The 21,391-nt window shown below is 69.6% G+C and carries 21 protein-coding genes; 7 read left to right on the top strand and 14 right to left on the bottom strand.

The annotated features are described in order from the left end of the window. Nucleotides 1–102: 102 nt before the first annotated feature. Together G7043_RS31290 and G7043_RS31285 are read right to left on the bottom strand one after the other, a co-directional pair. Nucleotides 103–729 (bottom strand): 2'-5' RNA ligase family protein, encoded by a 627-nt coding sequence (locus G7043_RS31290; protein ID WP_207311946.1) that lies wholly within the window; start codon nucleotides 727–729, stop codon nucleotides 103–105. Between the two features lie 20 nt (nucleotides 730–749). Continuing rightward, on the bottom strand, nucleotides 750–2,075 hold the full coding sequence (locus tag G7043_RS31285) for a hypothetical protein (protein ID WP_166051738.1): 1,326 nt from the start codon (nucleotides 2,073–2,075) through the stop codon (nucleotides 750–752). Between the two features lie 108 nt (nucleotides 2,076–2,183). Between G7043_RS31285 and G7043_RS31280 the strand changes: the two genes are divergently transcribed. Continuing rightward, nucleotides 2,184–2,453 (top strand): hypothetical protein, encoded by a 270-nt coding sequence (locus tag G7043_RS31280; protein ID WP_166051736.1) that lies wholly within the window; start codon nucleotides 2,184–2,186, stop codon nucleotides 2,451–2,453. Continuing rightward, entirely contained in the window at nucleotides 2,450–2,779 is a 330-nt protein-coding gene (locus G7043_RS31275; protein WP_166051734.1) for a hypothetical protein, read from the top strand. Before G7043_RS31280 ends, G7043_RS31275 begins: the two co-directional genes overlap by 4 nt. A gap of 37 nt (nucleotides 2,780–2,816) precedes the next feature. Here the strand turns inward: G7043_RS31275 and G7043_RS31270 are convergent, their stop codons facing one another. The 7 genes from G7043_RS31270 to G7043_RS31240 form a co-directional block, all read right to left on the bottom strand. Further along, nucleotides 2,817–3,692: a hypothetical protein gene (locus tag G7043_RS31270; protein WP_166051732.1), complete on the bottom strand. Its 876-nt coding sequence runs from the start codon at nucleotides 3,690–3,692 to the stop codon at nucleotides 2,817–2,819. Nucleotides 3,693–3,977: 285 nt separating this feature from the next. After that, nucleotides 3,978–4,568, bottom strand: coding sequence for a hypothetical protein (locus tag G7043_RS31265; RefSeq protein ID WP_166051730.1), 591 nt, complete (start codon nucleotides 4,566–4,568; stop codon nucleotides 3,978–3,980). Nucleotides 4,569–4,684: 116 nt separating this feature from the next. Next, nucleotides 4,685–5,356 (bottom strand): hypothetical protein, encoded by a 672-nt coding sequence (locus G7043_RS31260; protein WP_166051728.1) that lies wholly within the window; start codon nucleotides 5,354–5,356, stop codon nucleotides 4,685–4,687. Nucleotides 5,357–5,622: 266 nt separating this feature from the next. Next, on the bottom strand, nucleotides 5,623–7,611 hold the full coding sequence (locus tag G7043_RS31255) for an FtsK/SpoIIIE domain-containing protein (protein WP_166051726.1): 1,989 nt from the start codon (nucleotides 7,609–7,611) through the stop codon (nucleotides 5,623–5,625). A 20-nt stretch (nucleotides 7,612–7,631) separates the two neighbouring features. After that, nucleotides 7,632–8,543: a DUF2637 domain-containing protein gene (locus tag G7043_RS31250; RefSeq protein WP_166051725.1), complete on the bottom strand. Its 912-nt coding sequence runs from the start codon at nucleotides 8,541–8,543 to the stop codon at nucleotides 7,632–7,634. Continuing rightward, entirely contained in the window at nucleotides 8,540–9,145 is a 606-nt protein-coding gene (locus tag G7043_RS31245) for a helix-turn-helix domain-containing protein (protein WP_166051724.1), read from the bottom strand. The genes G7043_RS31250 and G7043_RS31245 overlap by 4 nt, the downstream gene beginning before the upstream one ends. 276 nt (nucleotides 9,146–9,421) lie before the next feature. Next, nucleotides 9,422–10,330 (bottom strand): aminoglycoside phosphotransferase family protein, encoded by a 909-nt coding sequence (locus G7043_RS31240; RefSeq protein ID WP_166051722.1) that lies wholly within the window; start codon nucleotides 10,328–10,330, stop codon nucleotides 9,422–9,424. A gap of 143 nt (nucleotides 10,331–10,473) precedes the next feature. On the opposite strand from G7043_RS31240, the gene G7043_RS31235 reads away from it, so the two are divergent. The 3 genes from G7043_RS31235 (at nucleotide 10,474) to G7043_RS31225 (ending at nucleotide 12,498) form a co-directional block, all read left to right on the top strand. After that, complete coding sequence (locus G7043_RS31235; protein ID WP_166051720.1) at nucleotides 10,474–10,680, top strand: hypothetical protein; 207 nt, start codon at nucleotides 10,474–10,476, stop codon at nucleotides 10,678–10,680. A 122-nt stretch (nucleotides 10,681–10,802) separates the two neighbouring features. Then, a complete protein-coding gene (locus tag G7043_RS31230; RefSeq protein WP_166051717.1) occupies nucleotides 10,803–11,720 on the top strand; it encodes a DUF1996 domain-containing protein in 918 nt (305 codons plus the stop codon). 88 nt (nucleotides 11,721–11,808) lie between these two features. Continuing rightward, nucleotides 11,809–12,498, top strand: coding sequence for a DUF6319 family protein (locus tag G7043_RS31225; RefSeq protein WP_166051715.1), 690 nt, complete (start codon nucleotides 11,809–11,811; stop codon nucleotides 12,496–12,498). Between the two features lie 240 nt (nucleotides 12,499–12,738). On the opposite strand, the gene G7043_RS31220 is transcribed toward G7043_RS31225, so the two are convergent. Both G7043_RS31220 and G7043_RS31215 read right to left on the bottom strand, forming a co-directional pair. Then, complete coding sequence (locus G7043_RS31220) at nucleotides 12,739–14,883, bottom strand: ATP-binding protein (protein WP_166051714.1); 2,145 nt, start codon at nucleotides 14,881–14,883, stop codon at nucleotides 12,739–12,741. Between the two features lie 19 nt (nucleotides 14,884–14,902). Continuing rightward, on the bottom strand, nucleotides 14,903–16,405 hold the full coding sequence (locus G7043_RS31215; protein ID WP_313888168.1) for an alpha/beta hydrolase: 1,503 nt from the start codon (nucleotides 16,403–16,405) through the stop codon (nucleotides 14,903–14,905). Between the two features lie 113 nt (nucleotides 16,406–16,518). On the opposite strand from G7043_RS31215, the gene G7043_RS31210 reads away from it, so the two are divergent. Continuing rightward, nucleotides 16,519–17,388 (top strand): EamA family transporter, encoded by an 870-nt coding sequence (locus tag G7043_RS31210; protein WP_242642834.1) that lies wholly within the window; start codon nucleotides 16,519–16,521, stop codon nucleotides 17,386–17,388. On the opposite strand, the gene G7043_RS31205 is transcribed toward G7043_RS31210, so the two are convergent. Both G7043_RS31205 and G7043_RS31200 read right to left on the bottom strand, forming a co-directional pair. Further along, nucleotides 17,385–18,449: an ATP-dependent DNA ligase gene (locus tag G7043_RS31205; RefSeq protein ID WP_166051708.1), complete on the bottom strand. Its 1,065-nt coding sequence runs from the start codon at nucleotides 18,447–18,449 to the stop codon at nucleotides 17,385–17,387. The genes G7043_RS31210 and G7043_RS31205 overlap by 4 nt on opposite strands. Nucleotides 18,450–18,466: 17 nt before the next feature. Further along, complete coding sequence (locus G7043_RS31200) at nucleotides 18,467–19,120, bottom strand: dihydrofolate reductase family protein (RefSeq protein ID WP_242642833.1); 654 nt, start codon at nucleotides 19,118–19,120, stop codon at nucleotides 18,467–18,469. A gap of 66 nt (nucleotides 19,121–19,186) precedes the next feature. Here G7043_RS31200 and zapE point away from each other — a divergent pair, with 66 nt between their 5' ends. After that, the gene (zapE, locus tag G7043_RS31195) at nucleotides 19,187–20,176 is read left to right on the top strand and encodes a cell division protein ZapE (protein WP_166051704.1); all 990 of its coding nucleotides are present in this window, start codon (nucleotides 19,187–19,189) and stop codon (nucleotides 20,174–20,176) included. On the opposite strand, the gene G7043_RS31190 is transcribed toward zapE, so the two are convergent. Further along, complete coding sequence (locus G7043_RS31190) at nucleotides 20,165–21,316, bottom strand: M48 family metallopeptidase (RefSeq protein WP_166051702.1); 1,152 nt, start codon at nucleotides 21,314–21,316, stop codon at nucleotides 20,165–20,167. The genes zapE and G7043_RS31190 overlap by 12 nt on opposite strands. Nucleotides 21,317–21,391 lie beyond the last annotated feature (75 nt).

Here is a 21,391-nt window from a genome sequence, read left to right as displayed (position 1 = left end):
CCCGCTTCGTTGCACTTCAGCGGTTCCATCATGGATGCCATCAACTCAGTGCCAACCGGTCTACCTGCGGTAACTCGACTGTCGGGCCACCCTCCGCAGTGCCTACTCGCCGAGCTGGACCGTCGCGACGTCGTCCCACTCGTAGGCCTTGCGGTCCCTGTTGAGGTCGATCAGGGCCACCGACGAGACCGTCACCTCGGCCGTGGTGCCGGGGTGCGCGGCCAGCGCGTCGCGCACCGGCTCGGTCGGACCGGCCGAGTTCGAGTACCCGAGGCTCACGTGCGCGCGGAACCCGTCCTCGCGCTCCGGGATGTTCTCCACGCCCCACACGTCGCCGATCGCGGCCCGGATCGCGAGGCGCAGCGCGGCGACCGGCTCCAGTGGCCGGCCAGCCATCTGGATCGTCTCGCTGTCCACGTGAGCAGGGCCGATGGTGAGCGTGAACGGCTTCAACTCCGCGCACCTGGTGCGCGCGGACTCCACGATCCGGTCCACGTCGCCGCGGTTGACCTCGTCGGTGAAACCGATGCCCTGAAGCGTGAGGTGCAGCCATTTCACGGGCACGGGGTCGAGCTGGGGGAGCTGCGCGAGCACTGGCGCGTAGTGCTCCACGAGCGCGTGCGCCTGCGGCTGGTCCGCGAACGTGACGTGCCAGGTGAAGAACGACCGGCCGACCTCCCAGCCTGGCCGCCACCACCAGTGGTTCCGCATCGGTTCCAGCTCGGCCACGGTTCGTGCCTCCCAGCGTTCTACGACAGCTCCCTGACCACCGTCTCACGCTGGAACGCGGTGATCGAGTCCCTGACGCGGCGCGCGATCGGGTCGAGAGGCTTCGCGGTCTGCGCAGCGATCATGTCGACCTCGGCCACGCGGAGCAGCAGCGGCCGGACGCGGTGCTGTGGCGCGGTCTCCAGCACCGGCCCGAGGGTGTGCTCGGCGCCACCCATGTCACCGCGCAAGAGGTGCGCTTTCGTCTGCACGAGCCTGGTCATGCGCTCGGAGCCGAGGTTGCGCAGGTGCGCGGGCGTCGCCTCAAACGCGGCCACCGCGCGGTCCGCGTAGGCCAGCGCTTCGTCTGCTTCGCCGAGGGAGAGCCGCGTGTCCGCCCAGAGCGATCCCGCGCGGTCCAGCGAGCACGTGAACGGACCGGCTAACTCGTCATCGGCACGGGTGAGCCTGTTCGCCGCGTCCTGTGCACGGCGCAGGGCTTCGGTCGCGGGACCTGCGTCACCGGCACGTGCGAGGTCGAGCGCGAGCGCGCTCGAGAGATACAGCTCGGCGGAGCCGGTCGCGGTGTAGCGCAAACCGTCCGCTGCGTAGTCGGCCGCCGTCAGGTAGTCGTCCTGCCAAAACGCGGCGGTGTGCTGGGTGGCGCGCACCCACGCTCGCAGCGGGTTGTAGGCGGCGCGTTCGGCGCACAGCCACGCGGCGCGGGCGTGGTCCTCGGCCGCCGGTGGCCGGCCGAGGTCGACCGACATCCAGGCGAGCACGGTCAGCGACCAGCCCGCTGCCGCGTACAGCTCGCGCGACATCTGCGGCGCCTGGTGCCCGGCCAGCAGGGTGAACGCCCTGTCCCGCAACGCCTTTGTTCTCGCGAACAGGGGCAGCGTCGGCATCTTCAGGTAGGAGGCCGCGATGCGCCGCACCTCGGAGTGCATCTGCTCGATCGTCAGCTCGCCGACGTTCGTGGACTCGGCCCACGCGAGAAACTCGGCGGACTCGTCGGCCGCGCTCATCAACACCTCCGTCACCGTCTTGATGCTCGCGAGGTGCGACGTGGTGACGACCGGCGCGGGCGTGGTCTTCGTGGTCGTTGTGAAGCCGAGGTCGGCATCCGTCGCGACGCCGAGCACCGCGCGCAACGCCGCCCTGTAGTGATCGGAGGGCACCCCGACCGCGCCGCGCTCGATTTTCGCGATGTAGTGCGCGTCCAGCGGGAAGCGCTCGCGAGTGGTCTCCCAGAGCCAAGCGCACGCGGCCTCGGCCAGCTCGCGGCGGCTCATACGCGCGCCCGTCACCTGGCGGGACGCAGTGGCTTCGCGGACCGCCCGGAGGAGGGTGTTCGGCTCCGGCACGGCTTCGAGCGTAACCGCCGCGACTCGGTGAGTCATGGCGCTGCGTGCCCCGATCTGCCCCGTGTGATGCCCTGCTCGCGACCTTTGGATCAGCCGACCCATAGAGGTATGGGTGCGATCGCGATCGTGATGCTGCTGGGGGCCGTCGCCATCGGCTTGATCTGCTGGCTCGGCCACCACGTCCACCGCGAGACGCTGCGCCGCCGCCAGGTCGCTCGCGTGCGCGCTGCTCTGGCCGGCCACACGAGCGTTGCCGAGTTGCGCGAGCGTTGCGGCGCGGACGAGATGCCCCGCTACCCGACCCCGTCCGGAGCGGCCGGTGACCCCGACCCGGCCGCCCTGGACGGTTCCACCATGCGCGTGGAGCGTGCGTCGTGAGCCTGATCGTTCCCAGCGCTGCGGTCATCGCGATTTATCCGGTCCTGCAACACCTTCTCGACTTGACGGACGGCGGCTGGCGGTTCTTGCCCATGGAGTTCGGGCAGGACTACCTCGATGGATTCCACAAGTGGCCCGGTGGCTGGACGGACTCGCTCCGCTTCAAAGACGAGGACGACGCGCTCGGCATCCGCACCGACCGCGACAACGCGATCACCTGGGAGTACAGCGGGTCGCTGGCCGACGTCGTGCACGAGTTCCTGGTGTTGCCGCACCCCGGCGACCGGCTGGCCCCTCGTCTGGCGAAAGGCATGGGGCCGAACTGACATGGCCGAGTTGTCGGGAGCGGAAGGCCCGGCGGAGCTAGAAGTCGATACCGTCGATGATTCGCTCGCCTCCCGGTGTCGGCCCCTGTACGGCAGCAACGCGGTCGCCGCCCCTCATCGCGATGATCATGCCTTCGGCGTGAAGATGAGCTAGGCACCGTTGAACGAGGGTTTCGTCCAGACCGAGCTCTTCGTGCAGCACCGAAACCTCGATCCGTGTTCCGCTGCGTTTGCGCTCGACGATCAGACTGAGCAGCTGGAACCTGGTGTCCTCCTCCGTCGGAGCGGCTGCTGCCTGGCTGGCGTGCCGCGTCTCGATCACAGTGGAATCCACTCGCTCTGGGACGTCGTCGTTGGTGCGTTGCCACCGTTGCCCGCTGCCATCGGTGAAGCGAAACACGATGTCGTAGCCGTTTCCCACCAAGGGCCTTACCCCTCCTGTTGGAGACCGGAAGTTCACGTACCAACGCGCGTGGTTCTCAGGGTTGACGACTGCCACGACGGCCGGCCTAGAGGCGACTCGGGGATTGTGGAACCACTGGTGATCTGGCTCGTCGATGGGCACGACGCTCATCAGACACATGTCGAACACCTTCGCGGTCGAGTGGTTCGTGGCGTCGATCCTGAGTTCTCCTCCGCCGTGCCGTGTCACTCTGATCTTGCTCGCTTCCGCAACTGCTGCTGCGTCGCGCTCGGCCAGCTCGCGGGTGTCCTTCTCTCGTGAGAACTCGTTCGCCTTGCGGGTTTCAGCAGCGCTTTCCTCGGCGGCTTTCGCGCTTCGCCGAGCCTGTGCCAGTGCCCCCTGCGCGATCTCTGCCTGCTTGCGGGCGTAGTTCACGGCTATGAGCGAGATGAACGCGGCGCCCACCGAGATAGGCGCACCAACCCAAGCAGCAACGTCTCCCGCGTCCACTCACAGCTCCTCGTCTCACCGAGCTAGCTCGGTGCATCTCAGTTGAGAAGCAGGGTACGACCGAGCCCCGACAGTTCGAGCGCACCGCGAAGGCAGGGCCAGCCACGCGGTTGTGCTGCCTCATGAACATCGCCATGGGCTTGGCCGATCTGGAAAATGCGGTTGCCGAATCCCGGTGACCGCCTGCACTTCTCGCACTGCGGCGCGGTGTGCGGGCCGGTCATCGGTCGGACACGTAACCGGGTGGCGTGGTGTAGGGCTTGCCACCCGCCATATTCGGAGTAGTCAGCCCCTGCGGCCCCACATCTGCCCCTGAGTGCGGATTGCTTTATGGATGAGCTCCAGCGTCTTCGGAGGGAGCGCATCCCACGTCGTCCCGTTCTCCGGTGCGGTGCAGTGGAACGTGAAGGTTGCCGACGCGGTCGCCGTTTTCTCGTGCAAGTGCAGGTACACCGTGGTCTGACTGCCTTCGGTGAAGTTCTCGCGCAGCACGGCAGGGGCGGGCGGGCCGTCTGGGCCGCCTGCCAACCCTCGGATCGCGCTGCCCTCAGCACTGATGGTCACCTCGGAGAGGTCTGCTCCGCTGATCATGGTCACGCGTATGGGCAAGACCGGGCCACCCCGGAACTCCTCGATCTCCTCGACGCTGAAGCGCGGTACGTCCTGCCGTTCCAGTTCTTGGCGCATGATCGCCACTTGTTCGGCCGCGGCCTTGGCTTGCTCCTCGGCGGCCGACGCGCTGCGCCGGGCCTGAGCCAGTGCCTGTTCGGCCGCGTTGGCTTGGCGCTTCGCCGAGTTCGCCGTGTGCAGTGCGATCCACGCCATGCCGATCGCGACGAGCGCGGCGACCCAGGTTGCAATGTCGCCCTTGTCCATTCCGGTCCCTTGTCTCGCCGAACAAGCTCGGCGCGTCTCTGAGTTAGTCCTACGGCAGCCGTGTCGTCAGTGGTCTTGGTGCGGACCTGCGTTAGCTGTCCAGCAGGCAGGCGGTGTCACCTGAAGAGGCCTCTGGGGGGCTGATGGTCGACTTGTGCGGTGTGGACTGATGACGTAGCGGGAGGGGCCGGGAACTCCACATCTTCGATCCACCGCCATGAACGCTTGCCTTCGATCTCTTCGCTCAGGAGTACGAGGCGTGCTTGCGCAGCGCCCTTCTCGGCTCGCATGTCCACAGCGAAGTCCCGTGTCGCGTTCCTGACGAACGTGTACATGTTGGGGTCGATTGCAAGCGAAATGGGCACCTGCAACGACTGACCAGCTTGGGTGACGATTGCGACGCTCTCAACACGAACGTGCACTCCCTCCGGAGGCCCTTCTGACATCGTGACTCGGACGTGGGTCCGCTCCGTCGCTGTCAGGGAGAACCTTGGCTGGTCCCGCTCATGCCGTTCGGTGAATCGTTCGGCACGTTCACGGCCGTCCTTCTCCAACGCGAAGTCATTGGCCCTACGGGTTTCGGCCGCGCTCGCCTCGGCGGCCTCCGCGCTGCGTCTGGCCTGCGCAACACTGGCCTCGGCAATCTCCGCCTGGTCCCTGGCCGCTGCCGCCCCGGCCTGTGCGGCGTGACGTGACTCGCGTGCTTCCCGGGCCTGCCGGAAGGCAGCGATCATCGACCCCGCCGCGATCAAGGCCGCGGCGACTGCGATCCACTCTGCTGCGCCCATCGACTCTCCTTGTCTCACCGAGTCAGCTCGGCGCGTCTCTGACTTGGCGAGAGGCTAAGGCCGGCCACCGGCAAAACCAGGCCGCTCCGGCAGAGCGACCCTCGATCGGGTGAGGTCGCAGTGATCGGGTTAGCTTCCTAACTCGGCCGCTAAGTGGTGTGTGACCTGCGGGAAGTGATGGCAGTTAGGTCGCCGCGGCCTACGAAAACACCCGCCGGACAGCCCCTGAAGGGAGCCATCCGGCGGGCGTTGGAACCTAACTCCGCTCACTCGTCCAGGTGGCCGGTGGCCGCGCGGGCGAGGGCGGCGCGCACGTCCTCGGGGCGTACCGGCCAGCGGTTGCCGGTGCTGGGCACCTTCACCCCGAGCGCGGCGAGCTGCGCGACGAGCGCCTTGCCGTTGAGCGTGCGGTACGGCGCCCAGCCCGGTGCGTGGCGTGCCAGCAGGGCGGGCACGTCGGCGGCGGGCACGGGGTCCGTGCCGAGCACCTCGTCCAGGTCCTCCAGCAGGTCCCGTGTGGTCGGCGCGATCTTCTGGGGCTGGCCGCCGGTGGCGACGCTGGGGTGCACGGCAGTCATGGCGCGGGCGATGACGTCGGCCGCTGCGTCGAAGCCGCTGTCGTCGGCCTCGATGTAGAACCAGCGCAGCAGCTCGAACGTCTCGTCCGTGGTGCCGGTGGCGACGGCCGTGCCTCGGTCGACGTTAAAGCGCAGCTCGGTCGCGCGGATACCCGCCTGGAACGAGCCGTCGCCGAGGAAGCCGTCGTTGTTGCGCCACGTCTTCACGTAGAAGCACACGTTCATCGCGACGTTCTCCACGAGCGCGGGCGGGATCGCCGCCGCGCGCGAGGACTGCGTGTCGAACGCGAGGATGACGCCGGTCTTGCGCCCGCGCTTGACGATGTTCACCGCGACCTCGCCCGCCTCCTTGCCGAAGTCCGGGTTGCCGAACAGCTCGTGGCACTCGGAGAAGCCCGCGACGATCGGCCGCAGGTCCTTGTGCTTCTCCGCGAGCGCGCGCGTGACCTTCTTGACGCCCAGCTCCGCGAGCTTCTCCTCCCGACGGCCGACCTCGGCATACAGCTCGTGCAACGCGGCCAGTGCCGCCTCCGCGACCTCGGGCCGGGTGCCGCGCTCGTAGCGGGCCAGCCGTGGCGTGTAGGCGTCGAAGTCGCCGTTGCCCGCGAACACGAACACCCACAGCTCGGCGAGCGGGTCGAGTGCAGCGCCGAGCATGACCACGCGCACGGCGTTGGACTTGCCTTGACCGGGCAGGCCGCCGAACACCAGGTTCGCCTCCACCAGCGGCGGGGCGATCAGGTCACCGCGCTGCGAGACACCGAACGGCACGCTGGCGAACACGTCCACCGTGCCCGCAGTGAGCATCGGGTACGCGGGGGCGGGCTTGCTGCCTGATCCCGCGTCCGCAACCCACAGGTCCACGTACCCGGCGCGCTCGGCTCCGGTCGGCCAGACCTCGATGGTGTCGCGGTGCAGGTTGCGGGCCAGGACAGCGCGCTTGTCCGCGATCATCGTGGGGGTGATGCCCAGGGGCAGGCTGAAAACCGTCGCGTAACCACGGTTGTTGACCCGGACCGGCGGCGTGGCGAACTCGACCGTCCACCCGTCCTTCAGGGCCTTGTTCAGCGTCGGGATTCCCAGGTGCGCCAACGCTTGCGCGATGCCACCGGGGGTGACGATCACGCTGGCCTCCTGGCGCTTGGCGGGCGAGAGCGCCCAATCCGGCACGGTGCCGGTCTTGCGACCCTCGCGCCACGCGGCGAATCCGATGAGCAGCGGCGTCGCCGCGACGAACGGGGTCCACACGACGGTGACGGCGGTGATCGCGAACCGCAGCACGTCGAGCACGCCGTCGAAGAACGCGGCGAACGAGCCCAGGTCCGTCAGCTCTACCACCAGGGCGGTGACCAGCATCAGCAGCGTGACCGCGACCAGAGAGCCGAGCAGCACGCGGGCGATGCCGGCCGCGAGCTTCGGCGCCTCCATGAGTCGCTTGTGGCGGCGCTCGGTGGCCAGTTCGCGCCGGTCGATCCACTCGGCGAGCGCCTCGCGATCCCCTGCGACCTCGGCGGCACGGATCTGCCGCCGGTACACCCCGAACGTGCCCGCGTCCCAGGCGCGCGTCGCCCAGGACTGGAAACCCTGGGCCACGCTCAGCCCGACTGCCAGCACCACGCGCGTCGTCTTCACGGTCGGCTCGTGCTGACGTACTACGCGCACGACCAGGGCGGGCATGTATCGGAGGGTGGGGCGGTTCAGTTCGGCGCTCTCCTCGTCGAGAGAAGTTCACCGTCCAGCACGGTCCCGGCCGGTTCGACCTCGGCGGCCGGAGCCGGTGACCCTGGCCCCGGCGTGGCGCCAGGGAAGGGCACCAGCTCGCCCATCGCGTCGTCCTTCGGCATCGGCTTAGGCATGTGCTGCCACCTCCTCGGCGGGGTCGACGTGGACGGTCGCCAGGCGCGGGCGCCGGGCTTCGGCGAGCACCTGGCGGGCCTGGTTCTCGGTGATCCCCAGTTCCCGTGCCAGCCTGGTGCGGCCGACCTGGCGGCCCTCTGTGCGGGCGGTCGCCAGCACCTGGCGGGTGCGCTCCACCAGGTCCGCGTCCGCCACCTGGCGAACTGGCGCGGGACGGTGGCGCCAGGCTGGTGCGGCACCGCCACCAGGTCGGCCTGGACCTGGTGCTCACCAGCTGCCGCCAGGTCTTCACCAGGTCCGGTCACCAGGCTGGCGCCAGGTGCGCCAGCATGGTCCGCCAGCTCCCGCGCCAGGTCGGTGAACGCGCGTTGGTAGGCCCCGGCCGCCTCAGTCGCCACCCACAGCAGCACGGGCCCGACCGCGTGCAGGGCGACGCCGACGACGTTCTTCTCCAGTGCGCTCGGGGCCACGTTGAGGCCGAGGGTCACCAGGCCGGTGACGGCGCGCAGCGTCGTGCCCCACCCGGTGGTGCGGCCGTATTGCGCGAGCGTGCGATCACCGACGAGAGCGAGCACGAGCGCGGCGTCCACGGCGGGCGGGAGCATCCACGCGGACCACTCCGGGATGCCTTCCTGCACCAGCCACGGCGTCACCGTCAGCACGCCGTAGACCATCACCACGCCCGCGATCACCCACGTGCTGGAGGCCACGATCCGGCCGGTGCGCTCCAGGCGCTTCGCGTCGGCGTTCATCGCGCCACCGCCGGGTGGCAGTGCGGGCACAGGGTCGAGCGGGTCCGGTCGTTGTCCAGCCAGATGACCCGAGCGCTGACCGGGTCTGACGCACGGGCGTCGCAGCGACCGCACGGCGGCGGCACCGCCGAGCGCCCATCGGGCGCGCTCGGCGCGGGCCTGGTTCTCGGATGGTTAAAGGACGTTTCGGGCGTCATGCTGACGCCCCGTCGCGTCGCTGCTGACGCCCCGTTCGTGCGCTGCTGACGCCCCGTTGCAGGGACCGGGGTGTCGTGCTGACGCCCCGTCTCCATCCCGGCCGTCAGCACGAGGTCGTACACCTGCGGGCGCAGGTCGGCGCGCTCGATCCGGGCATCCCGGTAACGGGTATTGCCCTGCCGAATCAGGCCCAGTTCCTCCAGCGACCGCAGCGAGCGCTGAACGGTACGCCGGGAAAGTCGCGTGTAGACGGTGAGCCGTTCGACGGACGGAAACGCTTCGGTGCCGTCAGGTCCGGCGTGGTTGGCGAGTGCGATCAGCGTGATCGCGAGCGCGGAGGCGTCCTTGCGGTCGGTAGGGATCGGCGCGAAGTTCAGCGCCCAGTTGATGGCCTCGATGCTCATGGCGTCACCGCCGTGTCGCTGATGAGCCGTGCTGACAGGGCTTTGCTCTTGATGGAAGGATCCATCGTGGGTCTCGTCCTCCTGCGTGAGGTCGAGATCAAGGCCCGTCGTGGTGTGCCATCACCTCGGCGGGCCGCTTGATCTCACCGGATAACCTGGTGCAGTGCGTTCCGAGACGACGTGGGTTTTCCCTTGTGAGCACAGCGCTCTAGCGACTGGCACCCCGAAGATGCCGGGCGAGCCGATGCGGGTGCAGCCTTCACGGGCTCGCAAGCCCTAACCGAAGCTGTCGTGGTCGGCCAGGACCTCGCCGATCACGCGCTGGTTCTCGACGGCCCGTTCGTGGTCGCTGTCGATGCACCCGGCGAGGTTCAGCAGGGCTTTCCAGAGCGCCCAGCCTCTGGCGCGGGCCCAGGTGCCGTCGTCCAGGTCGACCGCTCGCCGGAAGGCTCGTCGGCTGTCGCCGGAGAACATCGTCCAGGCGATCACCAGGTCACAGGCCGGGTCGCCGACGCCGCAGGTGCCGAAGTCGATGACGGCTGTCAGCTTTCCGTCCGCGACCAGGAGGTTTCCGGAGGCCACGTCGCCGTGGAACCACACCGGCGGTCCACTGTGCTCGGTGGTCAGGGCGGCCTCCCAGACGACCGCGGCCCGGTCGACGTCGACGCGGCCGGCTAGTGCGGCCAGGCAACGGCGGGTGTCTTCGTCGTAGTGGGCCGGAGGGGCTCCTCGGTAGAAGCTGTGCGCCCCGGCGAGCGGGCCGTCAGCGGTGTCGCAGCGGTGGAGGGCACGGATGAACTCGGCCACCGAGATCGCGAACTGCGCCATGTCGTCGATGTGGTTCGGATCGGACGTCCGTCCTGGTAACCAACCGCGCACGGACCAGGGGAACGGGTATCCCTCGCCAGGAACGCCCTCGGCCAGGACGGTCGGCACGGTGATCGGCAGTGATGGCGCCAGCCGGGGCAACCAGTGATTCTCCTTCGCGACAGCGGGGACGTAGCCGGCCGCGGTGGGCAGCCGCACCGTCATGTCGTCGCCGAGGCGGTAGGTCCGATTGTCCCAGCCGTCGACCTCGACCGGGGTCACCTCCAGGTCGCTCCACCGCGGGAACTGTGCGGCGATCAGACGTTTCACGAGTGCGGCGTCGATGCCGGCGCGGCCGTCCGCGGGAGTTGGGCCCATGCTGTGATCATCGTGTTTCGCCGTCGCCTGCGGCAACGAGTTATGCGCTGGTACGTGGTTCGGTGAGTGAGCCAACCGGCTGTATCGGAATCGGATCCAGTGGGCGACCTCGTAGAATGAGACGAACACGAGAGGAGGTCGCGATGTCCCAGCCTTATGTCGTGCGGTACGTCGGCGGTCCCCTCGACGGCCGGGTCGACTCGTTGCCGTCCACGCCGGAGGACCCGAAGCAGACCGTCACGTACGTGCACCTGCACGGCGGTCCCAAGATCGTGCACGTCTACGACCTGTCGTACGCGGTCGAGTACGGGTGCGAGTACCGGCTGCGGGCCGAGGTCGAAGAGGCCTAGCGCGCGTCGTGACCGAGCACCTGATGCGCTGAGCACACCGCGCGTGGACATGTGGTGGCAATCGGGTTTACCGTACCTGTCATGAGAGCGCTCTCACACATTGTGGTGCGAGAGGAGTTTCGATGCACGTGCGGATTCGAGGAGCGATCGGCATCGCGGCGGTGGCGGTGTCGCTCGTGGCGGCGGGACTCGTGGTGGGGCACCGGCCGGCGGTGTCGCACGCGGGGCACAGTTACGCGTACGGCGCCGAACAGGCGCGGGCGATGGTGGAGCAGCAGGCGATTCCCGGGTCCGAGTTCCGGGTGACCTGCGCGTCCAGTCACCGCGGGCAGAACGACCCGATCGTGTTCCCGAACCAGTCGGGTGTCTCCCACATGCACGAGTTCTTCGGCAACCGGACGACGAACGCGTTCTCGACGCTGACGTCGTTGCGGGCCGGGGCGACGAACTGCGATCCGATCTCCGACAAGTCGGCGTACTGGGTGCCGACGCTGTACAAGAACGGTCAGCCCGTCGCGCCGGACAGCGTGACGATCTACTACCAGGGCATTCACGACCGCACTCGGGCGGTCGCGCATCCGCAGGGGCTGCGGTACGTGGTGGGCAACGTGAAGGCGAGTTCGCCGGAGCAGAACCCGGCGGCGCGGTGGTCGTGCACCACGCAGTCGCCGTCGAACCGCGACTTCCTGGTGTGCCCGCCCGGTACCAAGGTCGAGACCTACCTGGACTTCCCGACCTGTTGGAACGGAAGGGATCTCGACTCGGCGAACCATCGCGACCACATGGCGTTCGCGGTGGGGCTGGTCTGCCCGTCGTCGCACCCGGTGGTGGTGCCGCGGCTGGAGTTCCTGATCACCTATCCGGTGAACGGGACCGGGTTGTCATTGGGAGGCACGGTCGGCGGGGCGAACGTGACCAGCGCGCCGGGGTACACGTTCCACGGTGACTTCATGAACGCGTGGGACCCCGCCGAGCTGGAACGCCGGGTCCGCAACTGCATCAACGCGGGCTACATCTGCGGGACCGACGGCAACCCCTGATGATCTTGCTGCCTACCCGGTGCTCAGAAATGTCAGGGCTGTAGGGCATGCTGGGGCACAGGTGTTCGAACGGTGGGGAGGCAGCGCGATGGCGAAGAAGAGCGGGCTGTCGGCGGACGACGTCGACAGCCTGCGCTCGCAACTGGACGGAGGCACCCAGCCGCTGGTCTGGTTCACGGCGGCCGCGGTGGGCATGGAGGCGGGCAGGTCGGCGAAGCTGCTGGCCTTCACCGACCCGGAAGAGGGTGATTTCATCCAGGTCCGGCCGACGGGCTCGAAGGACGAGATGTCCTTCTCCCCGGCCGAGTTGACGCTGGAGAAACCCCCGCCGCGCAAGAAGCCGGCGACCCCGCCTCCTGCGCCGCCGGAGCCGCCGCGCGAGACTGAGATCCTCTACCCCTACGTCCCGGAGGCGCCGGTGAAGCCCGCGGCCCCCAAGCCGAAACCCGCGGCCGCTCCCGCGGAGTCCGCACCCGCGAAGCCGGCGCGCAAGCCGTCCGGTTCGAAGAACGCCACCCCCGAGGTCACCGTCACCCTGGTGACGACGGGCGAGGGCGAGTGGACCGTGGAGGTGCTGCAGGGCACCCGCAGGACGATCCGCCCGACCCCGGTCTCGCCGGCCGCCGTGGCCCAGGCCGCGAAGCTGCTGACCGAGGAGGTCTCCGAGATCGTCGAGGGTGTTCTGAACGCGGCGCGTGCCCAGCAGTTGGCCCGCGTGGAGCAACTGCGCGCCGAACTGGAGGCGGCGCAGAAGGCTCTGAACGACCTGGGCGCGTAGCGAAGTTACGCGCTGCGACGCCCCGGTGGTTGTCCGTCCGCGTTCGGGTGAGAGGGGTTCCCAGGGCTGGTGCCGGGGCGGACCGTGGGATGCGCGGATGTCCCGCGCAGGTCCGGCTTGGAGGACGGGGAGGCCCTGATGGGTACGTGTGGGTGCTGTTCCGGGTGCACGGGTCCCGGCTGCGGCTGCTGTTCGAGCTGCTGACACCAAGATTCGGCGGGGGAGTTTTCCGCGTTGTGGTCACGCGGGAGGCTCCCCGCGCCATGTCTCTTCCCCGTGGCCGAGACCTTCCAGCATCCGGACCACGTCCGAGGCTTGCGGCGCGCCGAGATCGCTGAAGGTGGCGAGAGCTTCGGTCCACACGTCGCGTGCCTCGTCCGGTCGGTCTCTGCGCGCCAGGATCTTCCCGAGACAGAGCAGGATCTCCGCCTCGCCGCGCCGGTCACCGATTTCCCGGCGGACGACCAGCGACTCCCGGTACGCCTCCATCGCCTCGTCCAGCCGACCGAGTTGCTCGTAGGTGGCCGCGATGCTGTGCAGCGCGAAACCCTGTCCGTGCAGATCGCCGATCTCCCGCCGCAGCGCGAGGGATCTGTTCAGGTGATCGAGTGACTCGTCGAAGCGTTCGAGGTCGCGATAGGTGGAACCCAGCCGGTTCAGCGTGACAGCGATACCCCGTTTGTGGTCGCTTTCGAGCCTGATCGCGAGTGCCTGCCGGTGGCAGTCGAGGGCGGCGGCGAAGTCCCCCTGTTTGCGATAGGTGGAGCCGAGCATGTCGAGGTTGCCGGGGGTGCTTGCGAAGTCGCCGATGGCACGGCGAATCACCAAGGACTCCTCGAAGAGCGCGGCGGCCTCGTCGAAGCGCTGGAGATCGTAGTAGGCCACGCCGAGCGCCCTGATGATCCCCGCGCAGGTGCTGTCGTCTTTCAGGAGACGAGCCGACGACAGCCCGATCTCGTAGGTGGTGATCCAGTCGGACCACGGTTTGCGCAGGTCGTAATAGCCCCACAGGGCTCGAGGGAACTGCGCCGCCAACGAATGTTCGCCGAGCTGATGCGCGTGACGGGCCGCCGCAGCGAGGTTGGCCGCTTCACTCTCACACCACGCCAGGGCTTCACTGCGGGTGGTGAAGGGCGGGGGAGTGGCTGGGGGATCAGGCAGTCTGACCCTGGGTGTCGTGACCAGCGGCAGAAGAAGGCTGTCGGCAATGGTCGCGCAGTGGAGGTACCAACAGAGCATGCGGCGGGCTGCTTCGAGACGTCGCTCGTCCGACTCGGCGAGTTCGGCTGCGTAAAGCCGCAGCACGTCGTGGAAACGGTATCTGCCAGGGCCGTTCGCCTGGACGAGGTGTGCCCCCGCGAGCGTCAGCAGAAGCCGTTTGGCTTGCGGCAACGGGACATCGGCGAGCTCGGCCGCCACCGGCGCGCTGAAGTCGGGGCCGGGGTGCAGGCCGAGCAACCGGAACAACCTCGCGGCGGGCGGCGAGAGACTGCGGTACGACCACGAGAAGACCGCTCGGACAGCGGTGCTCGCGTCCTCGTCGTCGCTGCCCAGCAGGTCCAGGCGACCGCGTTCGTCCGCCAGCTCCGCTACCAGCTCGCTCAGCGTGAGGTCGGGCTCGGCCGCGGCTCGTTCACCCGCCACGCGCAACGCCAGAGGCAGCCGGCCGCACTGGTCGACCAGCGTCGCGGAGGACTCCGGTTCGGCGTCGACCCGGCCGACGCCGACGAGATCGCGGAGCAGGCGCAGGGATTCGTTGTGGGACAAGAGGTCCAGGGTGAGGCGCTGGGCGCCGTTGCGGGCGACGAGGCCGGCCAGGCCACTGCGGCTGGTGACGAGGGCGAAGCAGCTGGCCGAACCTGGCAGGAGCGGGCGCACCTGGTCCGGGGAGCTCGCGTTGTCGAGCACGACGAGCATCCGGCGGCCGTCCAGGAGCGACCGGTAGAGCGCGGCCTGGTCGTCCAGCCTCGGCGGAACCGCGTCACCGGACACACCGAGCGCGTGCAGAAAGCCTTCCAGGGCCTGGGCGGGCTGGACCGGTGCGTCGGGCGAGTACCCGAGCAGGTCGACGTACAACTGGCCGTCGGGGAAGCGGTCGCGTGCCCGATGTGCCCAGCGCACCGCCAACGCCGTCTTGCCGACACCGGCGGTTCCGGCGATCGCGCAGATCACCACCGCGGAAGGCTTTTCGGCCAGCAGCGCGTCGAGTTGCCGGAGCTCGTCGTCCCTGCCGCTGAACTGCCGGACGTCCGCCGGAAGCTGGTGCGGCACCACCGGACGGATCGTCGGCCGAGGCTGGTTCAGGTGCAGATCGCCGTGGACGTCCCGGACCTGGACGACGTTGCTCGCAGTGCCGTGAAGCTGGTTCGTCGCCTCGCCGTCCATTCCCGCAAGGCTACGGCGATCAGGGCGGGCAGACGGTGCCGTTCGACGGCACCTTCGCGTCGATCAGGTAGTCGCGCACCGCCGTGGTCGCGCACCCGGACAGGCCCAGGGCGCCGTGCCCGCTGCCCTGCCAGCCGACCAACGCCGACCCCGGCAGCCGCTGCGCCGCGTGCTCGGTGCCGGCCGCGGGGGTGGAGAGGTCGTTGGCCGTGCTGAGGACCACGATCGGGGGCGCGCTCTTCAGCGCGTCGACCTTCTCGGCCTTGGGGGGCGGGAACGGGTTGCAGTGCAGCAGCTGGCGGGCGAACACGGCGCCGAACAGGGCGTGCTTGCTCTGCCAGTCCGCGGTCAGGGCCTTCACCCGGTCCGGCGGGATGCGGGTGGCGGTGTCGTTGCAGCCGATCACCAGGCCCGCGTCGAAGCGGGGCGGGTTGTCGTCGAGGTCGTTCACGATCGGGTCGAGCAGGGCGAACAGGCCGCTGGTGTCGCCCGCGCGGGCCTTGACCAGGGCGTCGGCCAGCTGGGGCCAGCGCGAACGGTCCTCCAGGCCGGTGAGGATCGCGTTCAGGGCCGAGCCTGCCGTCAGGTCGACGTACTCGCCGCGGACCCGGTTCGTCCGCAGTTGGCCCAGGAGGGCCTGCACGTCCTCGCGCGGGTTCGCCAAGGCGCAGCCGCGGGTCTTGCAGTCGGTGGCGAACGCGGCGAACGTCGCTTCCGCCGCCGCGGCCCGGGACTCCAGGACGCCGACCTGGTCGAGCGTCGGGTCCGGGGCGCCGTCGAGGACGGTGCGGCCGATGCGGTTCGGGTAGCGCTGGGCGTAGGTCGTGATGACGCGCGAGCCCTCGCCCAGGCCGATGGCGTTGAGGCGGTCGGTGCCGAGGTAGTCGCGGAGACGTTCGAGGTCGGCGGCCGCGCGCCACGAGTCGAACGCGGTCAGCCTGCCTTCGAGGTCGAGCACGCATTCCTGCGCCGCGTCGCCCGCGGCGACGACCAGGTTCGACTGCTCGGTCTCGGTGGGGTCGTACTCGACGAGCTGCGCGCGCGTTGCCTGCGGGACGCACGACATGCCGTCCGAACGGCCGGTGCCGCGCCGGTCCACGCCGATGATCGTGTAGGTGCTGAGGAGATCCTTGGGCAACGTCGCCGCCAGCCGCGCGGCCTTGATCGTGCCGGGCTCGCCACCGGGTTCGTTGACGACGACCAGCGCGCTCTTGCCCGTGCCGACGCGCATCAGTGCGATGCCGAGCGTGCCGCGGCCGGGACGGCCCGGCGGGTCCAGCACGACGGTCATGCGTGCGCATTCGTACGTCTGCTCGCCCTGGGGCGGGTTGCTGCCGAAGCGGTCCTTCATCTGCTCGTTGCACGGCGACCACGCCAGCGAGTCCTTCTTGTACTCGCTGAGCGGGGGCACGGGCTGCGGTCCCGCGAGCGCGCTCTGGTCGACGGGCTGGTTCTCCTCGCCCTTGACCGCGATCACCGGCCGGTTCGAGGGCCCCGCGCTGCACGCCGTCAGCACGCTCACTGCCAGTAGGGCCAAGGCAGCGCGACGCACAGATTTCCTCACTCTCGTTCACACTCCGGAACGTTGAGCCTGGCATGCGCCAGGTGAATTGAAGGTGAGTCAGGATGGGGGACATGGCTCACGCTGATCGGCTCCCCGTCGCGCGTCTGATGGGCGGCATCCCGCCGACGGCGCTCGTGCTGCTCGGCATCGTGAGCGTGCAGGTCGGCGCGGCCGTCGCGAAGCAGCTGTTCACGATCGCGGGCTCGGCAGGCACCGTGACGTTGCGGCTGGTCGTCGCCGCGCTCGTGCTGGTCGCGATCTGGCGTCCGTCGCTGCGGATGGACCGCCACACGCTCGCGGTCGTCGTGGGTTACGGCGTGGTCCTCGGCGCGATGAACCTGTGCTTCTACGCGGCGCTCGAACGCATTCCGCTGGGCGCGGCCGTGACCATCGAGTTCCTCGGTCCGCTGGCGGTGGCCGTAGCTGGTTCACGGCGGTGGCTCGACGGACTGTGGGTGCTCCTCGCGGGCATCGGCGTAGTGCTGCTCACGGGCGTGCAGGGCGGTCTGTTGTGGACGGGCGTGCTGTTCGCGCTGGCCGCGGGCGCGTGCTGGGCGGCGTACATCCTGCTGACGGCCAAGCTCGGCAGCAAGACGAGCGACGGCAAGGGCCTCGCGCTCGCGATGGTCGTGGGCGCGGCGGTCGCGCTGCCGTTCGGCATCTCGTCGGCGGGTACCGCGATGCTGGACCCGGTGGTGCTCGCGGCGGGGTTCGCGGTCGCGCTGATGTCGTCGGTGATCCCGTACTCGCTGGAGCTGGAGGCGCTGCGCCGGATGCCGCCGCGCGTGTTCGGGATCCTGATGTCGATGGAACCGGCGGTGGCCGCGCTGGCCGGTCTGGTGCTGCTGGGTGAGCAGCTCAAACCGGCCCAGTGGGTCGCCGTCTGCTGTGTCGTGATCGCGTCGGTCGGGGCCACCCGGTCGGCGAAACCGGACGTCTAACGTGCTCGGAGCTCGCCTTTCAGCACCGACGCCACGTCGTAACGGGCCGGGATCTCCAGCTGGTCGTAGCGGCACGACAGCGGCTCGCGGTCGGGCCGCCACCGCGCGAACTGGCCGTTGTGCCGCAGCCGCACGGGGTGTTCGCCCTCGGTCTGGGTGTAGTGGATCTCCAGCACCCGTTCGGGCCGCAGCGCCACGTACTCCGCCTGCTTGCCGCGCCACCGGTTGATCTCGCCCGGAATCCGTTGGCCAGGCTGAGGATTCGCCCACGGGTGCGCAGGCGACTCGGTGATCAGCGGTGCCAGCTCCGCGGCCAGCTCGCGGCGTTCGGCGGCCTTGAACGAGCCGCAGACCCCGATGTGGTGCAGCAGGTCGTTCGAGTCGTAGACGCCGAGCAGCAGCGAGCCGACGGCGGTGCCGGGTTCGGTGTCCTTGTGCCAGCGCAGGCCCGCCAGCACCACGTCGGCGGTGCGGGCGTGCTTCACCTTGATCATCGAACGCTTGCCCGGCGTGTACGGGCCGTCCGACGGCTTGCCCATCACGCCGTCCAGACCGGCGCCCTCGAACAGCGTGAACCACTGCCGCGCCGTCTCGACGGACGTCGTCGCGGGCGTGACATTGAGACCGGGCAGCTTGAGCAACGCCTCGCGCCGGGCGATCGTCGGCGACTCCAGCAGCACCTCGGAACCCAGCGCCAGCAGGTCGAACGCGACGAACGTGGCCGGCGTCGACTCCGACAGCAGCGCGACCCGCGACGCCGCCGGGTGGATGCGCTCGGACAACGCGTCGAAGTCCAGCTCGTCGTTCTTCGCCACCACCAGTTCGCCGTCGACGACCACGCGGTCCGGCAGCACGTCCAGCATCGAGGCGGCGACCTCGGGGAAGTACCGGTTGAGCGGCTTGCCACTGCGCGACTGCAGGAGCACCTCGTCGCCGGCGCGGAACACCACGCAGCGGAAACCGTCCCACTTGGGTTCGAAGAACAGGTTCGCGTCGTCGGGGATGCCGTCGACCGCGGTGGCGAGCATCGGCTGCAGAGGTGGCGTCAGCGGTAGGTCCACGCGGACATCCTGCCTCTTCAGCTGGAATCGCGCCGCTGATACCGCAACAACAACACGTCGTCCGCCCGCAGCACCGACGCCAGCGTCAGGTCCACGGGCGGGATCACCGCGCCGTGCGCGATCCGCGAGGAGTCACCGACCGCCAGCAACGGCGACACCGTCAGGTTCAGCGCGTCCACCAGCCCCTCGGCGACCATCGTCCCGAACAGCCGGGGCCCGCCCTCGAGGTTGATCTTGTGCAGGCCGCGCGCCGCGAGTTCCGCGACAGCCACTCCAAGGTCGACCTCCTCGTCCCCGGCGACGATCACCTCGGCGGGCAGCGCCGGGAGCCGGGCGGACGCGCAGGTGATCACGATCGGCGGCACCGCGGTGTCGGTGAACAGCGGCAGATCCGGCGTCAGCGTGCCCCGTGCCGTCACCACGGCGATCGGCAACGGCCGCTCCCGCCGCGCGCCCCGGTACCCCTCGATCAGCACGGTCCCGGCGCCCACCAGCACCACGTCGGAGAGTTCGCGCCCGAGCCCGTAGATCTGCTTGTCGGCGGGCGAACCGAGTCCGGCGGAGCGTCCGTCGACCGACACCGCACCGTCCACGCTGGACACGAAGTTCGCGGTCACCCAGGTGCGGTCCTCGGGATACGCGTAGAGCGACGCGAGGGCTGTGTCGGTCATCTCAACGCCCGGTGAGGGCCACAACATCTGCACGGACACATCCCATCACGCGGATAGGCTGCGGGCATGCGCTTGTCCGACCGGGATCCCCAGATCGGGGCTGACGAACTGATCGAGGGCCTGGTGCCCCCGCCGAGGTTCGACACCGTCAGCTTCGACAGTTACCTTCCCAACCCGGACGAGCCCAGCCAGGCCGCCGCGGTCGAGGCCGGCCGCCTGTTCGCGGCGCGGGTCAGCGTGAAGCCGAAGAAGTGGTCGCTGTTCGGGTCGAGGGGCGAGGACGAGGGCAAGCGGGGCCTCTACCTCGACGGCGGCTTCGGCGTCGGCAAGACCCACCTGCTCGCGTCGCTGTGGCACGCGGTCCCCGGCCCCAAGGCGTACGGCACGTTCGTCGAGCTCACGAACCTCGTCGGCGTCCTGACCTTCCCCGAGGCCGTCAACCGGCTGAGCGCCCACAAGCTGCTCGCCATCGACGAGTTCGAGCTCGACGACCCCGGCGACACCATGCTGGTCACGCGCCTGATCAAGGAGCTGGTCGCGGCGGGCGTGTTCGTCGCCGCCACCTCGAACACGCTGCCCGACAAGCTCGGCGAGGGCCGGTTCGCCGCCGCCGACTTCCTGCGCGAGATCCAGTCGATGTCCTCGAAGTTCGACGTCGTGCGCGTCGACGGCCCGGACTACCGCCACCGCGGCCTGCCCGACGCCCCGCCGCCGATGTCCTCCGACGAGCTGGAGGCCAAGGCCGCCGCGCGGCAGGGGTCGACCATCGACGACTTCGACGACCTCTGCAAGGCGCTCGCCCGCATCCATCCGTCGAAGTACGGGCGGCTCCTGGACGGGGTGAGCGCCGTCCACCTCAAGGACGTCAAGCCGGCGCCGGACCAGAACGTCGGGCTGCGGCTCGTGGCGTTCGGCGACCGGCTCTACGACCGCGACATCCCGGTGGCGGTGTCGGGGCAGCCGCTCTCGGAGCTGTTCACCGACGAGATGCTGCGCGGCGGGTACCGCAAGAAGTACCTCCGCGCGGTCTCCCGGCTGGTCGCGCTAAGCCGCTGACCAGGCGATGTCCCGGCCCGCACGGGCGTAGAACCGGTGCAGCTCTGCGTCGATCTCCGCGGAGTCGGTGTCGCTGAGCACGACGGACGGATCGGTGTGCGGCCACGACTGGGCGATGCGCGCCCGCAGTCCCGACGGCGGGTGGGAGTTCCACAGCGACGCGTCCTCGGTGACGGACTTGTCCAGCTCCTCGTCCATGTTCAGCGTCGCCCGCACCGCGTCCGCAGCCTCCCGCCACCGGGCCGCACCGGGGTGGTTGCGCCGCGCCGTCTCGGGGTTCGACTGGGTTCCGCGCTCGGCGGCCGCGATCGCTGCCACCAACCGCTCGGTGACTGCGGAGTCGACCATGCCCGCGACCACGGCGTCGGTGCCGGCCAGTCGCACGGCGAGCGCGTCGGCGCAGTACTCCGCCCGCTGGTGGTCCCGCGCCGCCACGGCCCGCACGCCCAGTGCCATCAGCCAGAACAACCGCACCAGCAACAGCTGGAACGGGCGCATGAGCAGCGAGGTGATCTGCATCAACGGCCCCTCCGTGCCGATCGACCCCGCCGGGCGCATCAGGTCCGCCAAGATCAGTGGCGTCCTCAGCGCGGGCTGGGTCAACAGGCCGCGTGCCGGATCGCCGTTCACGAAGTGCCCGAACTCGTGGCTCAGCAACTCGACCCGCTGCCGGGGCGCGATCACCCCGAACATCGAGAGCCCGATCGTCATCGTCCGCCGCCGGCGCAGTCCGCAGATCTCGGCCGAGGCGTTGAACTCGGGATCGAGCGCCACCCGGTGCGGCATCGGCGCGTCGGCGGCCGACGCGATGCGGTCGAGCAACGCGAACAGGGTCGGCGCGTTGTCGCGGCGGATCTCGTGCCACGCCTCCCGCTCCGGGTTGAGCCGGGGCCGCAGCGCCCAGGCCACCAGCAGCACCGGCACCCCGGCGAGGATCGAGAACGACGGGAAGTCCCGCAGCGTCAGCCATCCGCCCAGCACGGCGAGGCCGGCCACCATCGCGACCAGCGCCGCGGACAACGCGATCAGCGCGGCACGGGCGGCCGTCCACTCCGGGCGCGTGGGCGGGGTGCCTTCATACGCGGCGTACTGCTGAGCGTCGAGTCTGAGCGCGAGCTTCTTGGAATATCCCCCTGGCATGCGCGGGAGTATGCAGGATTGGGCGGGCGACGAGTTTGACTCCGGCGGCGTTCGAGTATCCACTGGATGACGAGC

Source organism: Lentzea alba (assembly GCF_011067745.1).
GTDB classification, from domain to species: Bacteria; Actinomycetota; Actinomycetes; order Mycobacteriales; family Pseudonocardiaceae; genus Lentzea; species Lentzea alba.
The sequence above is the reverse complement of the archived record's forward strand: the minus strand, read 5'-3'. Positions and strand labels throughout refer to the sequence as shown.

Bases quoted from the DNA above. Each gene is read 5' to 3' on its own strand.
- G7043_RS31280 (WP_166051736.1), top strand. From the start codon at position 2,184: ATGGGTGCGATCGCGATCGTGATGCTGCTGGGGGCCGTCGCCATCGGC.
- G7043_RS31265 (WP_166051730.1), bottom strand. From the start codon at position 4,568: ATGGACAAGGGCGACATTGCAACCTGGGTCGCCGCGCTCGTCGCGATC.
- G7043_RS31260 (WP_166051728.1), bottom strand. From the start codon at position 5,356: ATGGGCGCAGCAGAGTGGATCGCAGTCGCCGCGGCCTTGATCGCGGCG.
- G7043_RS31255 (WP_166051726.1), bottom strand. From the start codon at position 7,611: ATGCCCGCCCTGGTCGTGCGCGTAGTACGTCAGCACGAGCCGACCGTG.
- G7043_RS31250 (WP_166051725.1), bottom strand. From the start codon at position 8,543: ATGAACGCCGACGCGAAGCGCCTGGAGCGCACCGGCCGGATCGTGGCC.
- G7043_RS31245 (WP_166051724.1), bottom strand. From the start codon at position 9,145: ATGAGCATCGAGGCCATCAACTGGGCGCTGAACTTCGCGCCGATCCCT.
- G7043_RS31240 (WP_166051722.1), bottom strand. From the start codon at position 10,330: ATGGGCCCAACTCCCGCGGACGGCCGCGCCGGCATCGACGCCGCACTC.
- G7043_RS31235 (WP_166051720.1), top strand. From the start codon at position 10,474: ATGTCCCAGCCTTATGTCGTGCGGTACGTCGGCGGTCCCCTCGACGGC.
- G7043_RS31230 (WP_166051717.1), top strand. From the start codon at position 10,803: ATGCACGTGCGGATTCGAGGAGCGATCGGCATCGCGGCGGTGGCGGTG.
- G7043_RS31225 (WP_166051715.1), top strand. From the start codon at position 11,809: ATGGCGAAGAAGAGCGGGCTGTCGGCGGACGACGTCGACAGCCTGCGC.
- G7043_RS31220 (WP_166051714.1), bottom strand. From the start codon at position 14,883: ATGGACGGCGAGGCGACGAACCAGCTTCACGGCACTGCGAGCAACGTC.
- G7043_RS31210 (WP_242642834.1), top strand. From the start codon at position 16,519: ATGGCTCACGCTGATCGGCTCCCCGTCGCGCGTCTGATGGGCGGCATC.
- G7043_RS31200 (WP_242642833.1), bottom strand. From the start codon at position 19,120: ATGACCGACACAGCCCTCGCGTCGCTCTACGCGTATCCCGAGGACCGC.
- zapE (WP_166051704.1), top strand. From the start codon at position 19,187: ATGCGCTTGTCCGACCGGGATCCCCAGATCGGGGCTGACGAACTGATC.
- G7043_RS31190 (WP_166051702.1), bottom strand. From the start codon at position 21,316: ATGCCAGGGGGATATTCCAAGAAGCTCGCGCTCAGACTCGACGCTCAG.